13 protein-coding genes are annotated in these 13,981 nt (G+C 36.1%); 7 read left to right on the top strand and 6 right to left on the bottom strand.

The window, feature by feature from the left end; all coding sequences use genetic code 11:
* Positions 1 to 12: 12 nt before the first annotated feature.
* The 4 genes from HWQ49_RS11070 to HWQ49_RS11055 form a co-directional block, all read right to left on the bottom strand.
* Positions 13 to 906: an ABC transporter permease gene (locus tag HWQ49_RS11070; RefSeq protein ID WP_188207690.1), complete on the bottom strand. Its 894-nt coding sequence runs from the start codon at positions 904 to 906 to the stop codon at positions 13 to 15.
* 17 nt (positions 907 to 923) lie between these two features.
* Positions 924 to 1,865 carry an ABC transporter permease gene (locus HWQ49_RS11065; RefSeq protein WP_188207689.1) on the bottom strand — a complete coding sequence of 314 codons (942 nt, stop codon included), beginning with the start codon at positions 1,863 to 1,865 and terminating at the stop codon, positions 924 to 926.
* A 358-nt stretch (positions 1,866 to 2,223) separates the two neighbouring features.
* Positions 2,224 to 2,946, bottom strand: coding sequence for a MerR family transcriptional regulator (locus HWQ49_RS11060; RefSeq protein WP_188207688.1), 723 nt, complete (start codon positions 2,944 to 2,946; stop codon positions 2,224 to 2,226).
* Positions 2,947 to 3,341: 395 nt separating this feature from the next.
* Positions 3,342 to 4,190 carry a patatin-like phospholipase family protein gene (locus HWQ49_RS11055; protein ID WP_188207687.1) on the bottom strand — a complete coding sequence of 283 codons (849 nt, stop codon included), beginning with the start codon at positions 4,188 to 4,190 and terminating at the stop codon, positions 3,342 to 3,344.
* A gap of 217 nt (positions 4,191 to 4,407) precedes the next feature.
* On the opposite strand from HWQ49_RS11055, the gene HWQ49_RS11050 reads away from it, so the two are divergent.
* From HWQ49_RS11050 to HWQ49_RS11040, 3 genes are read left to right on the top strand one after another with little or no spacing between them, the layout of a single operon-like run.
* On the top strand, positions 4,408 to 4,629 hold the full coding sequence (locus HWQ49_RS11050; protein ID WP_188207686.1) for a helix-turn-helix domain-containing protein: 222 nt from the start codon (positions 4,408 to 4,410) through the stop codon (positions 4,627 to 4,629).
* 12 nt (positions 4,630 to 4,641) lie between these two features.
* Complete coding sequence (locus tag HWQ49_RS11045) at positions 4,642 to 5,745, top strand: DNA cytosine methyltransferase (protein ID WP_188207685.1); 1,104 nt, start codon at positions 4,642 to 4,644, stop codon at positions 5,743 to 5,745.
* Positions 5,738 to 6,742 (top strand): DNA cytosine methyltransferase, encoded by a 1,005-nt coding sequence (locus HWQ49_RS11040; protein WP_188207684.1) that lies wholly within the window; start codon positions 5,738 to 5,740, stop codon positions 6,740 to 6,742. Before HWQ49_RS11045 ends, HWQ49_RS11040 begins: the two co-directional genes overlap by 8 nt.
* Here HWQ49_RS11040 and HWQ49_RS11035 read toward each other — a convergent pair.
* The gene (locus tag HWQ49_RS11035; RefSeq protein ID WP_188207683.1) at positions 6,731 to 8,623 is read right to left on the bottom strand and encodes a hypothetical protein; all 1,893 of its coding nucleotides are present in this window, start codon (positions 8,621 to 8,623) and stop codon (positions 6,731 to 6,733) included. The two genes, HWQ49_RS11040 and HWQ49_RS11035, sit on opposite strands and share 12 nt — an antisense overlap.
* A 210-nt stretch (positions 8,624 to 8,833) precedes the next feature.
* Between HWQ49_RS11035 and HWQ49_RS14900 the strand changes: the two genes are divergently transcribed.
* Positions 8,834 to 9,157: a TIGR04104 family putative zinc finger protein gene (locus tag HWQ49_RS14900; protein WP_188207682.1), complete on the top strand. Its 324-nt coding sequence runs from the start codon at positions 8,834 to 8,836 to the stop codon at positions 9,155 to 9,157.
* Between the two features lie 39 nt (positions 9,158 to 9,196).
* Here HWQ49_RS14900 and HWQ49_RS14895 read toward each other — a convergent pair whose 3' ends face one another.
* Positions 9,197 to 9,403: a metal-dependent hydrolase gene (locus HWQ49_RS14895; RefSeq protein WP_394810777.1), complete on the bottom strand. Its 207-nt coding sequence runs from the start codon at positions 9,401 to 9,403 to the stop codon at positions 9,197 to 9,199.
* 168 nt (positions 9,404 to 9,571) lie between these two features.
* Between HWQ49_RS14895 and HWQ49_RS11020 the strand changes: the two genes are divergently transcribed.
* From HWQ49_RS11020 to HWQ49_RS11010, 3 genes are all read left to right on the top strand, one after another.
* Positions 9,572 to 11,383 carry a hypothetical protein gene (locus HWQ49_RS11020; RefSeq protein ID WP_188207680.1) on the top strand — a complete coding sequence of 604 codons (1,812 nt, stop codon included), beginning with the start codon at positions 9,572 to 9,574 and terminating at the stop codon, positions 11,381 to 11,383.
* A 491-nt stretch (positions 11,384 to 11,874) separates the two neighbouring features.
* Positions 11,875 to 12,963 carry a carbohydrate kinase gene (locus HWQ49_RS11015; RefSeq protein WP_188207679.1) on the top strand — a complete coding sequence of 363 codons (1,089 nt, stop codon included), beginning with the start codon at positions 11,875 to 11,877 and terminating at the stop codon, positions 12,961 to 12,963.
* A 2-nt stretch (positions 12,964 to 12,965) separates the two neighbouring features.
* Positions 12,966 to 13,862, top strand: coding sequence for a pseudouridine-5'-phosphate glycosidase (locus HWQ49_RS11010; protein WP_188207678.1), 897 nt, complete (start codon positions 12,966 to 12,968; stop codon positions 13,860 to 13,862).
* The last annotated feature ends 119 nt before the right edge of the window (positions 13,863 to 13,981 follow it).

The following is a 13,981-nucleotide window of genomic DNA, read 5'->3' as shown; positions in this document are numbered from 1 at the left end:
TTCCTCCTAAAATTAATTATTTAAATCCATGTTAGGATCTAATGCATCTCTCAATCCATCACCAACTACATTGAAAGCAAAAACAACTAACATAATCGCAATTCCTGGAACAATAGTCATATGTGGGGCTGTCCACATATAATCCTGTCCAGCAGCAATCATCGCTCCCCATTCCGGAGTAGGTGGTTGCGCTCCTAATCCTAAATAGCTCAGTGCTGATGTTGATAAGATAGCTGTCGCCATACGCATAGTTGAAAATACAATAATCGGAGCTGTTATATTCGGTAATATATGCTTGAACATAATCCTCCGATCATTAGATCCAAGTGATCGTTGTGCAAGAATGTATTCTTCCTTTTTAGCTGACAAAACACTTCCTCTTACAATCCTTGCGCAGTTTGGAATGGACCAGATACTAATAGCAATCACTACATTCACCAAGCTTGTACCTAGAATAGCAATGATTAACATTGCAAGTAAGATTCCAGGGAAAGCAAATAACAAGTCCATTAAACGCATAATAATTCCGTCAAGCCTACGGTAATACCCAGACAACAGACCTAGTACAACCCCTCCAACTAAACCAAGGGCTACTGAACCAAGACCAACTAGGATTGAAATTCTTGCACCATATACAATTCGACTCCACATATCCCGTCCATGGTTATCCGTTCCTAACCAGTGCCCTTCAGAGCCAATCGGCAATTCACGCGCTCCAAGGTTTTGTGTGTCAGGTGCGTATGTGGTAATAATAGGTGCAAATAAAGCAAGTAAAACTTGTATCGCAATAATTACCAAGCCAACAACAGCTAGTTTATTTTTAAGAATCCTTTTCATTATGTCTAAAAAGAAACTGTCTTTTTCTACTTTGCCTACCTTTTGACCAGTTACAGTTTGAGATGACATGATACTTCCCTCCTCTCTTAATCGTAGCTAATTCTTGGGTCGATGAAGGCATAAATAATATCCACAACTAAATTAACAATGACAAATAGACTAGCAACTAATAATACGGACCCTTGTACCATTGGAAAGTCTCTATCAGCAATCGCATCAATCATCAATCGTCCAACACCATTAATGGCAAATACTTGCTCCACAATGATCGTGCCACCTAATAAGAAACCAAAATTCATACCAATTACCGTAATAACAGGTATCATAGCGTTTCTCATACAGTGAACAAAAACAACAACTTTTTCCTTAACACCTTTTGCACGAGCAGTTCGAACATAATCGGAACGAATTACCTCGAGCATTGAGGACCTGGTCATTCGGGCAATTAATGCGGCCGAACCTGTACCCAAAGTGATGGCGGGCAAGGCTAACTCCTTCATACCTTGAACTGTCCAAAACGGAGCACTTAATCCTCCTGCAGGCAACCAATTTAAGTTAACCGCAAAAATTAAGATTAAGATGGTACCTAACCAAAAGTTAGGGATTGAAATACCAGCTAAAGCTCCAGTCGTTGTAAAAACGTCCATCCAGGAGTTCTGCTTTAAAGCAGAGATAATCCCTGCAAACACTCCAATAACAATCGCAACAATGATGCTGGCAACTGCTAAATTCAACGTGTTTGGAAACCTTGTAGCTATTGCTTCGTTAACAGATTGATTAGACTGATAAGAATAACCTAGATCTCCTTGAAATAGACCAACCAAATAATCCTTATACTGGACTAAGACTGGGCGATCGAGACCAAGGTTGGCTCTAATACTCGATATATCAGACTCAGTCGCTGTTGGACCTCCTATAATTTTTGCTGGATCACCAGGGGCAAAATGCATACTCATAAAAACAATAAACGATATTCCTATAAGCAAGAAAAACATTTGAACAATCCTGGAGACAATTAAATTAATCAATATTTTTACCCCCTTCTGAATAAACATAATTGTCAGAATAAAATGGTTTACGGATTATTATATACAAAAATTTATAAAAATCAATATTGATTTGACAAAAATATAAAAATAATTATGTATTCGAACCTTTTGTAACTAACTTCCTAAATTTACCTAACAAAATGTAAACGGTTCCCTTTTTGCAATTTTTGGTTATTTATGCAGAAAAAATATTGTAACAATCAAATTGACTAGACAGTTTAATGTGTGGTCCCAATAAAAAAACGAAGCCGGGACAACAGTGTTTTGACAAAACTTAGTTAGATCCCAGCTTCGTATAGAATTCTCTTTGTTTAAAATAATTAATAACGGGTTTAACTTATTTGGCCCCAAATTCAATCATCGCTTCACTCATGAATTTAGCTAAACCTTCACCAAACTGATCAATATTTCTTGTAAATCGCTCATCTTGTACATACATCATTCCTAGCCCTTGAAACATCTCAGGTGTATAGGTTGCAAAGTGGTTATTCAAAAAGTCATACCACTCTTTAATCGCTGCTTGTGCAGCATCTGATGTTGGATCTTCATGACGTAAACTTGCAAGCTTCCTGTAAATAGCGTTCATCAGTTCTTGGTCGTTATCAGTCATCTTCATGACTTGTGCCTTAGCCTCTTCAACTCTAGCATTCCCCCAACGCTCACGAGCCTCCTCTTCATAGGGATTCTGACTAAAATCAAATCCCTTAAACTTCTCTTCATTAGACATGTGATTCCCTCCTTTAAATGACTCTATTGTTTGTTCAAGTGTCCCAATCATTTCATCCATTCGATGTCGTTTCTCTATCAACAATTTTCTATGCAGTTGAAGCGCTTCGAGCTGATCATATTCAGGATTGTGGATAACCTCTTTAATCTTTTTAAGTGAGAATCCCAACTCTTTGAAAAATAGGATCTGCTGCAACAAAGATAGATCCTCATCTGTATAATGACGATAACCCGAATCTGGGTCCTTAAAAGGACTTAACAAACCTATTTCATCATAATGATGAAGTGTGCGCACACTGACACCAACCAATTTTGCTACTTCGTTAACCTTCATATGTTCAGCTCCTTTCACTAATAACTATAAGTCCTAACGTAACGTTAAAGTCAACAATTAAATCTAAATAGAAAGTTATCAACGTTTTTAGTGGATAACTAACTAAAATTTGTGGATATTTCCGGGGAAAAGTACATCATTTATGTGTACAAAAACGAATTATCAACGTTTAAGTTGTGGATTAATTGATAAATTTGTGGATAAACTCCTTGACTTTACCGATTTATCCACAAATTATTGTGAATAAACAAAAGTTATGCACATTATAAAATCTATAGACTACGTTCTTATGCCAAAAAAAGAGTATGGAGTGACGATTTCTCCATACTCTTAATCATTTAACCTGTTTATATCACGCCCGGAAGATCCTTTTAATATGGATCACTAGCAATTCTTTATGATATAAATTCCTTCAACGAATCCGACATACTTTTAACATCATCATACCCTTTTTGATAAAGGTCCGTTAACTTGACCTTATTACGCTCAGCTCGCCCTACCTTAACCATCTCGGACGGGCTAATCACAAAAACATTCCCTTTCTTCTCTTGGTCATAAATATATTCTAGCGTTTCGTTATAAACATGATGACGTCTTTCTAAAGCATCTAAAATCCCTGGATAATCCGAGTACTTTCTACGGATATACCAACTAAATGATTGTGGTTTTTTATAATAACCTCTTTGTTTCGTTAAGACGACAATGTTCTTTTTATTGCCATCAGTTTCAGCTTGCTTAAGAGGAATTGGGTCGGCAATCCCACCATCTAATAAATAACGGCCATCAAATTCGATGATCGGAGCAACTAATGGTATAGAACTTGATGCACGAAGTAAAGTCACAACATCCTTCGGGTAATCCGATTTCTTATAAAAGGCTGGCTCCCCAGTCATACAATCTGTTACACCAACAACAAACTCTTCTTTCGCGTTCTCATACGCCTCAAAATCAAAAGGCGCTAGTTCATTCGGAAGTGTATCAAATAGGAAATCCATCCCAAACAACTGACGCTTCTTAATCAAATTGCGAAATGATAAATAATCAGGATGATCCACAAAATCAATATTCACCGAACGATTTCGGTCAATTTGCCGAGCTATATACGAAGAACCATTACACGCACCAGCCGATACACCAATCGTATAAGGGAGATAAATACCCTGTTCCATTAAATAACGCAGCACACCAGCCGTATATACGCCGCGGCTACCTCCACCTTCTAAAACTAAACCTGTATGTTTCATAGAATCTCCTTATTCATTATGTGAGTTTGAAGTAGATTAATAGTTTTTCTACACAATATTATATTTGTATATTATCATGACTAGGGTTTGAGCAAAAGTTTGATGATTAGTAATTGATAGTAGTTTTATAGTCATAACTGATAGCGATTGACTACATTGCTAATTCTGATATGATAATAGTAGTTTAAATATTTTATGAACTATAGGTGGGGTTTAAGTGTTCGAAATTGATAAGGAAACGGTTCATTATTATATGCATAAAAAAGGGATCACCTCCCAAAATGAACTCGCTAAGCATTTAAATATCTCAAAAACTCAACTTTCAACTTTACTGTCTGGGAAGTTTAATCCCGTTAAATCAAACACATGTAAATTAATCGAATACCTCGATGCTCCAGTCAATGAAGTTATTAAACAGAAAGATCCGAAACATAACTAAGATGGTGATTTTATGAATAAAAAGCTTAAAGTAGTCTCGTTATTTTCCGGAATTGGTGGATTTGAATTCGGACTTAGGAATAGCAAAATTGAAACGGAATTAGTTTTTAGTTCAGAGATTGATAAGTTTGCTCAGTATTCCTATGAAACTCTTTTTGGATTTAAACCAGAAGGTGATATTACTGAAATACATGAATTCCTAATTCCGGATCATGATCTACTTACCGCAGGATTCCCATGTCAGGCATTTAGCGTTGCTGGGAAACGTCTTGGGTTTGAAGATACAAGAGGGACCCTGTTTTTTGATATTGCTAGAATTTTAGATTGGAAAAAACCAAAATATGTTTTACTAGAAAATGTTAAAAACTTAATTTCCCATGATCAAACCAATACGATTAAAACGATCTTACAAGTGCTAAGTGACATAGGCTATTCCATTGACTTCGATATTATTAATTCAAAGGATTATGGTGTTCCTCAAAATAGAGAAAGAACTTATATTATAGGAGTTTTAGACGGACCTTTAGAACCGTGGGAACAAACTAGTTCATCTAATCAAGTTAATAAAATAAAACAACACTTTAACGAGACAAACTCGATCAACACGTTCAACTTTAATTTCAATCCGAATGTTCACAAGGATTCTAAAATCTCTAATATCCAATCTATACTAGAAAGTAACGTTCCAGAAAGCTTCTTCCTTGATGACATGATCGTTGAAAAATTAAACAAAATTGGTCAAGTGACTGATATATCAGAAGAAAGCGACAAGATTGTTAAACTTTTTGATATACCTAAATCACTGCACAATGATAATGAGAGGCAGCGAAGAGTTTATAGTCCTCATGGTATTGCACCAACAGTTCTTGCAAGAACCGATGCTGCTAAGATCCTGGTAAATGATTCAAATAACTATCGCATCAGGAAAATTACCCCATTTGAAAGCTTTAGATTACAGGGGTTTTCAACTTCTACCTATCAAAAATTACTTGAAGCCAATCTTAGCAACACTCAATTGTATAAACAGGCAGGTAACGCCGTAACAGTTAACGTCGTTGAATCAATAGCCAACTCCATTTATGAACGCTTTCTAGAAAAGGTGAAAAATTATGTTTAAATTTATAGATTTATTTGCTGGAATAGGTGGATTTAGGATCGCCTTTGAGGAAGCAGGGGGACAATGTGTCTTTTCCTCTGAAATAGATTCACATGCTAAAGAAGTTTACGAAAAGAACTTTAAGGATGAGCCTTATGGAGATATTACTAAAATTCCTAGTTCCAATATACCTGATCATGATGTTTTATGTGCTGGATTTCCTTGTCAGCCATTTTCAATTGGAGGTTATCGAAAAGGATTCGAAGATACTAGAGGAACACTTTTCTTTGAAATAGCAAGGATCATAAGAGACAAGCAACCTTCAGCTATTATTTTGGAAAATGTTTCAGGTATTACAAGTCACGATCATGGAAAAACAATAGATACTATTATGAATACTTTGGATGAATTAGGTTATCACGCTGAGTTTAAGATTATGAACGCAAAAGACTATGGAGTTCCACAAAATCGGAACAGGTGGTACTGTGTGGGATTCAAGAAGGGGCTAGGTGTCCTATTCAATCAAAGTCCTAAAAAGCCAGATAACTCATCGCAGCTAATTTTTGAATTTCCTAATACAAAAGAACTTGAGTTTACTCTCAATGAAATCATTTCTGATAAAGAAATCAAAGAATATGAAGTTTCACAGAAGGCACAGGAGAACATTGAGAAGTTCCTAGAAGAGTTTAAAGGAAGCGATAAATATAATGATGATTATCCAATAATCGCTAATAACATAAGACCTTCTCGTTGCCACTTATCCTCAACTGGCATTTCCCCCTGTTTAACAGCAAAAATGGGAACAGGAGGAAATAATATACCGGTTGTGGTCAAGCATAAACGTAAGTTAACTGAAAAGGAATGCCTAAAACTAATGGGTTTCCCCGAATGGTTCGATATTAAACCAAATAATCAACAAAGTTATAAACAAATAGGAAATAGCGTTGTTGTTCCAGTCATCTCTTCACTAGCAACCCGGATAGCAGAGGTTTTACAGAAAACCAAATTATTGGTTTAAATCATCTTCTGAAATAACTTTCACTTCATGATTTGGAGTAAGAAGAGATAAGATTTCATCCTTACTAAGCCTTGAGGAACTTAGTTTCTTTAAGGCTTTTTCCTCCACAATAGTGATTCTGTCAAATTGTGCTTTATATGAATCCAAACGAATTTTAGTTGATTCGGGTAGGCTACCTTTTAGGGCTATAATCGTAAAATTATCTACTCTCGGATCTTTAGAATACATATTATATCCAAATAACTTTGGTAGTTCGTTATTGATTGAATTTTGGTCCTTTGCGTCTACCAGAATACAATCCTCAGGGCCGAAGTTTTCATCATTGATTAACATATCAGGATTATGAGTTGTACCACCGGGGAGCATAATTTTCAATTGGTCGATATCTATATCACTAAATACTGGGTTGTCACTATAGTTTTGTATATGAAAGCCTAACTCTTTAAAATAACCAAGCGCCTCATCATGCCACTTTCTACCACTTTGTTGATTTTTCTGAAATAAGCTTTTATCTGACTCTTGGATAAATGGCATAATCTCATCTTTGTGTAGATCAAAAATATCTGCCAGTTGTTCATACCAAACCGATTGTAATATGAGTGTTAGCTCAATGACTTCGTCTTTATCTATATTAGAAGTATTGCTTAATAAGTAATTTATTACATCCTCAGTGTTTCTTAACGAGTCTTTATATAACGGTTCATCGTAAAATAAGTTTATATGAATATCCTTAATATCTTCACGACCGGTTATCTCGCTAATTATATAATTAATTTCCTGGAGGTCAAAGTCCACCTTTTCTTCATCAAGAAGGTTGTTTTGTACGAGTCGCCAGATCATTAACTTAGCAAAGATATAATTAGGATCACGACCAGAATCAGCTATATATTCTTCGAGATCTTCATACCATATGGCTGGTCTTTGATTAAGAAATTGTAATAGTTCATCACCAAAGTCTGAAAGAAAGTATTCGTCCCCTCTTTTAGTCACAACACCTAGAGATCCTAAAACATTTAAGAAGGTTGAAACGACTGCACGATTTAATTCTGCTTCATCTTGAAAAAAGGTATCTTTCAATACTTCACTCGAATAATTATTAATATACTCTTTAACTTTTCTTTCGTATTCTTCATCGTTTCGTGCAAGGAATGAGAGACCAATTTGATATTTAGATGCACCAACACCATAATTTGAATGGACATAATTTATTATGTGTAATAAGTTGTGTAAAAATCGAATTTTAAAATGTTGGTATAAACTCTTTTTAGTGGGCTGCTGGTAGCCGTTATTTATTTTGATATTAATAAAACCAAGCACAAAATAAACAAACATATCTTTCTCAGATTCACTTGTAGCTAGCTGATTACCTAAATAAGTAATTTCATGCTTAACATCATTGAGGTTGTCTTTTTTCAGAAAGGACATATTCCTAAGCACATTAATGTACTCATTCATTCTCCTTAGACCAGATCCACTCCAATATTTCTCTACACCTCTAAGTTTCGCACGGTCTGGATTAAACACAACTCCATTGTGACTTCTCTGTATTCTCATAAGTGTATCTGCATCAATTAATTTTTGTTCATTTTTGAAGATGTCTTGAAGTACTTCGTAAATTTTATCAATATTGGTGAAAGAACGCGTCCATGAGGTTGGGAAGTCGGGCAACCATGCTTGATGACAAACCATACAATCAGTTATTGCTTTTAAATCATAAACTAATTTTACATTCTGATGATTATAATTATCAGATTCTGCATATTTTGTTTCACAAATCGGACAAATTTTGAAGTAATTTTTGCAAATGGAATGTTGAACCTTGTGGGTTAGATTTGATCTCTTAAATTCACCTGAAGAATCGTTACAATATGGACAAAGCAATTCAATACACCTCTCAATAAATGGTGGAATAAAAAATGTTCGATAATGGTCTTAATTAGTTTTTCTATAATGCTTAACTCCTATTATAGCAAAACTGAATTGGAAATTACTAGTTCATTCAACCGTGCCATGACCATCTAACTCTAAGTGTAAAAATATTAAACATCGCATTATTATAAAGTTATCGTAATTTTGAAGGGACGTGACTTCATGCCAACTTGTCAGCTTTGCTCAACTAGGTGGACTTGGAAGCAGACATGTAGAAGATTGTTTACCCTCGATACAAGACTGACTTGCCCTCACTGTGGTGAAACACAGTTTTTATCCAAGAAGACCAATAAAATTGGTGCCGTGATTAATCTCATCACCCCATTTATAATTATTTTCTCTAGTTTAATCTTCAGCTTATCTGTATGGGGAATCATTTTAGTCGTTTTTTCTGTCATCGTATCTGCAATCTCTATTTATCCTTTATTCACGGAGCTGAGTAATGAAGAAGAGCCACTCATTAAATTCCAGAGACCCTCAAAATAATAGTGACTCTTTTAGTTTCAAGTATGTCTATACAACTGTTTAATAAAAGCTTTGAACCATATCCATTACCAACCAAACATTTATAACCACTAAACCTATCACGACTAGCCTCTCAGTCTCAGATCCTGTTCTAAACGATATAAAGAATCGGAAATAACGTTTGCTAAGAGGATAAAGTAGTGGAACACCTCGTTTCGTTATGTAATCTCCAAAAATATGTGAAGCAACACCAATCATTAAACCAATTGTAAGTATTGACGGATATTAATCCAAAGGTTAGTATTAGAGGGAATTTAATACAATTGCATTATTTTGAATTTTTTTAAATTATAAGGGGGTTGAATTTTTATCAATAAAAAAACATTAAGTATAGGACTAATGATGTTTATCCTAATCCTTGGAGGTGTGTGGTGGTTGACCCCTTCTATCACTGAAGGGGAAAGAGGAGAATCACTTGAAAACAATGAAGGAAACAATTCTGACGATTCAAAAGAGGAACAAGAAAGTGAAGTTAGTTCTTATCTTTCAGACGAACAACAAGAATTCTATGAAGAACTCAAATATTATAATACAAGCGATACCATTACATTAAAAGATGAAAACGGTGAAGAAGTAGAAGTTGAACTAGAAACTTATGATAGCGAGTATATTTCCCATGGCCTTCGTTTTCCAAAAGATGCTCGACAAACCAATAATAAGGATAAGCGACTCACAACAGGTAAAGAGGAATTCGAAGAATATGAATTACCCGAACCTTTTTCTGAAATCAAGGTGCGATTGATAGACAACGAACCGTTTAATGATAGCTATGAAATGCGATATGTAGGTCATACGAGAGGTGATAACCCTACCTCTCTTCCGATTAAGGACCCAATATTAGAAGAGAAATGGGATTATTACCTAGAAGAAAATGGGTCTGAGAGGGAGTATCGCTACCGCAAAGATTTTGACCGTTTTAGTGAGGTTATTGAATTAGCCTTTGTCGTTGACTTTGAAGAAGAACATGAGTATACCAAAGAAAATATCGATGAATTAGCCAAGTCTTTTAATACCGATGCCTATTATGAAGCTAATGGATTAAAAAATAAACCGTATCACGTATATTTCGAGGGAACCGAAGATGATTATGATATTCCTCTAGTGGAATACACGCATGACGATATTGCAGGCATTTATCTACCGGACATGTTTGAATACGTAGGCGAAGGTTTGGCGGAAGAAGAACAAATTGAGGAACGCTTTATGTATCAAATCGAAGATAAAGAAACTTATGAGTATGAACGGTATCTATATGAAGGCAAAGAAGCATTAGAAGGGGTTCGTTTAGAAATGTCTGTAAATGAATTTTCTTTTAATTATTTGCCATCTTTCACTCCTAGTTTTTCGTTTTTTGAAATAGTAGATATCGACACTAACGAAAAAAAGAACCATGTACAGAACTTAGAAACAGAAGACGAAGGTGAAAAAAATCGTATGCTTCACTTCGTTTATGATGATGTATTTTCCGCATGGGATGGCCAAGTAAGGGAGGACCGTTATACTGCTTTTCAAAGGGCAATCAAAGACGAAGAACAACCAGAAAGTGGCTATATGTTTCTTTATGAACTGTCGGAGCATAAGTATTTAGAAGTCTATTTTTCCTTTGATTATGATAGAATTGATTATGATAAAATGATGCTCCTTATGGAGTCGATGAAATGGTTTGATGAAAATAAACTAAGGGAATTACACCTTTCAGAAGAGGTGCAAAAGAATGGCGAAGAAGAAGAAGAGGTCGTAGCAGAAGAAGAAACGGATGATTCAAACGAAGAAGATGAAAAACTAGAACCATATGAACTGGATGTAGAAGAATATCAAGCAAAAGATAGATTGACAGCGAAAGAGGTCATTCAATTTTATTTTTATGCTATTGAACAAGAAGATGAAGAACTCCTCCTGAGCGTCCTTGGTGAAAATAAGACAAACTTTTTTGAAAATGAGGAAGAACTAGAAGGTGGAGATGTCAGTCAAGGATTCAATAACATGTATGAAGGAGCTCATAACGGGCATGGCATTCATGATGTGAAGATTCATCATCGTCATGAGGAACCATATCACAATGAACCTGAAGTGGTTGTGACCACACGAGAAGGTTATGAAATTTATCACCGAGTCAAATTAGAAAATGAGGATGATTGGAAAGTGGACATAATCTTTTATGATATTGATGACATTTGGCAAGAATAATATATAAAAAAAGAGACGTTATTCGTCTCTTTTTTTGCTTTTTTGAGGTAGGGTTTGTTTTAACTTTCTCTCCAAGTAAATAACGACATCTTGGATGTTGTCTAAAAAGTTATAGCTACAACACCACAAGTTATGCCCATCATTAATTCTTAAAATAAAAACGTTCAGAGTAGCACCCCGAACGAAATTTAATTTTTTCTATACAGTTTTCTATTAATCTACTGAGCCATGTTCACGAAAATGGTAATCGCGCAAATTAAAATGGCAATAATAATAGTGCCACCAATTAATCTATTCATTAAATCCCCCCATTAAATAAATATGTTTACCACCACTGAGTTATTCACATGAAGGACTACTCATCACTTAACCCCCCCAATTAAATGAACCCTAAACTTTTGTTTTCCTTTACAAACAAAAGTTTGTGTATTAAACTTTTGTTGTGATGGTTTGTAAGCGTTTTATTTCTAAAGAAAAAGGGGGGGAGTACTTTGAATAAAGAACAACAGATTTTACACCAGATTCGGTTGAACCCTTTTATCTCCCAGCAGGAGTTGTCTGAAAAGGTGGGCATCTCCAGGCCAGCAGTGGCTAACTACATCAAAAAACTAATAAACGCTGGTGAAATAAAAGGTCGTGCTTATGTATTAAATGACCAACCAATTGTTACTTGTATTGGTGGAGCTAATATTGACCGTAAAGCGTATGCCCTTCAAGAAGCGAGAATGAATACGTCTAACCCCGTACGATCTGAAGAGTCATTAGGTGGGGTTGCTAGAAATGTTGCAGAAAATTTAGCCCGTTTACATTTAGAACCTAAGCTTGCAACATTTGTTGGTCAGGATAAGGACGGTGAGTGGTTAAAAGAATCATCCAAAAAAATTGGAATAGACATCAGTCAAGTAATGACCTTACCTACTCAACGAACAGGTACCTATACAGCTTTTCTTGATCATTCTGGTGAGTTAGTGGTCTCCATGGCGGATATGGAAATCTATAATGAAGTGACTCCGGAGATGATTAATTCTATGTGGAAGGAGATCGCCACATCCCGTGCCATTTTTGTTGATACGAACATCCCATCAGACAGCTTACAAACAATTATCAATAAGTGTCAGCAACAAGGGATTTCTTTATTTTTGGACCCCGTGTCTTCAATTAAAGCAGAAAAGTTACCTAACGATTTAACAGGAGTTCATACGATTCTGCCGAACAGGGACGAAGCTGAAGTTCTCTCTGGGGTTAAGGTCTCAAGTCCAGAAGATTATCCAAAGGCCTGTGAAAATATCTTAGCTAAAGGGGTCAGCCAGGTTGTCTTATCCCTCGGTGATCAGGGCGTTTATTATTACTCAGAAAATGAGCAGGCCCTAATCCCAGCGCAGACTATTGATGTAGTTGATGTGACGGGGGCTGGAGATGCTTTTGCATCAGGGTTGCTTTATGGCCATTTGAATGGGCAAACACTAGGTGAATCTTGCAAATTGGGAATGGCTAGCTCCGTGTTAACGTTGCAATCCAATCAGTCGTGTGCAGAGGAATTGAACCCTGAAAAAATAACTGAAATAGCAAAGGAGTTTTGATGATGAAACAATATTTAGCCTATACAGATGAAGTATCGAAAGCATTATCTGAAAACCGACCTGTCGTTGCTCTTGAATCAACGATCATTTCTCATGGATTGCCTTATCCAGAAAATGTAGAGATGGCTAAAAAGGTAGAAAAGATTATCCGTGATCATGGGGCTGTACCTGCAACAATCGGGATAATGGATGGAAAAGTTAAAATTGGTCTAACAGAGGATGAATTAGAGCAATTTGCTACTTCAGAAAATGTCCATAAAGTGAGCCGACGCGATTTTGCCCATGTCATTGCTCAGAAGGAAATGGGGGCAACTACGGTTGCAGGCACGATGATAGCTGCAGAGTTAGCTGGCATTAAAGTCTTTGCTACTGGAGGTATTGGTGGTGTTCATAGAGAAGGCGAAGTCACTTGGGATGTTTCAGCTGACCTTCAAGAGTTAGCCCAAACAAATGTAGCTGTAGTTTGTGCAGGTGCGAAATCCATTTTAGATATTGGTCGAACACTTGAGTACCTAGAAACTCATGGTGTACCTGTGATTGGTTATCAAACAGATACATTCCCATCCTTCTACTCACGTGAGAGTCAGTTCGGTGTAGATTATCAGATTGATCAACCTGAAGATGTAGTCAAAATGCTTCAAACAAAATGGGAGCTTGGACTTAATGGTGGGGCAGTCGTAGCGAACCCTGTACCAGAGGAATCAGCTTTAGACTTTAATGAAATGGAAACCATTATTCAAGAAGCCTTACAACAAGCTAAAGAACAAAACATCACCGGAAAAGACGTCACACCATTTATCCTAAGCAAAGTCAAAACCCTAACAGAAGGAAAAAGCCTAGAAACAAACTTAGCGTTGGTATACCATAACGCTGAAGTCGCTGCAAAGATTGCCTTTTAGGGTGCCTGTCACTTCCCGAAATTTGTCGAAAAAGCAGCCTCCTTTATATGAACTATACCCCAGTTAGTGGACTTAAAATAAAAAGTCCCCTATCTGGGGTTTATTATGTTAATTGTTGT

Origin of the sequence: Alkalibacillus aidingensis, assembly GCF_014595945.1 — a bacterium.
GTDB lineage: Bacteria > Bacillota > Bacilli > Bacillales > Alkalibacillaceae > Alkalibacillus > Alkalibacillus aidingensis.
The sequence above is the reverse complement of the archived record's forward strand: the minus strand, read 5'-3'. Positions and strand labels throughout refer to the sequence as shown.

What these genes read in the sequence shown, in the direction of transcription:
- HWQ49_RS14900 (WP_188207682.1), top strand. Translation starts at nt 8,834, where the DNA reads ATGCCAACTTGTCAGCTTTGCTCAACTAGGTGGACTTGGAAGCAGACA.
- HWQ49_RS11070 (WP_188207690.1), bottom strand. Translation starts at nt 906, where the DNA reads ATGTCATCTCAAACTGTAACTGGTCAAAAGGTAGGCAAAGTAGAAAAA.
- HWQ49_RS11045 (WP_188207685.1), top strand. Translation starts at nt 4,642, where the DNA reads ATGAATAAAAAGCTTAAAGTAGTCTCGTTATTTTCCGGAATTGGTGGA.
- HWQ49_RS11055 (WP_188207687.1), bottom strand. Translation starts at nt 4,190, where the DNA reads ATGAAACATACAGGTTTAGTTTTAGAAGGTGGAGGTAGCCGCGGCGTA.
- HWQ49_RS11010 (WP_188207678.1), top strand. Translation starts at nt 12,966, where the DNA reads ATGAAACAATATTTAGCCTATACAGATGAAGTATCGAAAGCATTATCT.
- HWQ49_RS11040 (WP_188207684.1), top strand. Translation starts at nt 5,738, where the DNA reads ATGTTTAAATTTATAGATTTATTTGCTGGAATAGGTGGATTTAGGATC.
- HWQ49_RS11060 (WP_188207688.1), bottom strand. Translation starts at nt 2,946, where the DNA reads ATGAAGGTTAACGAAGTAGCAAAATTGGTTGGTGTCAGTGTGCGCACA.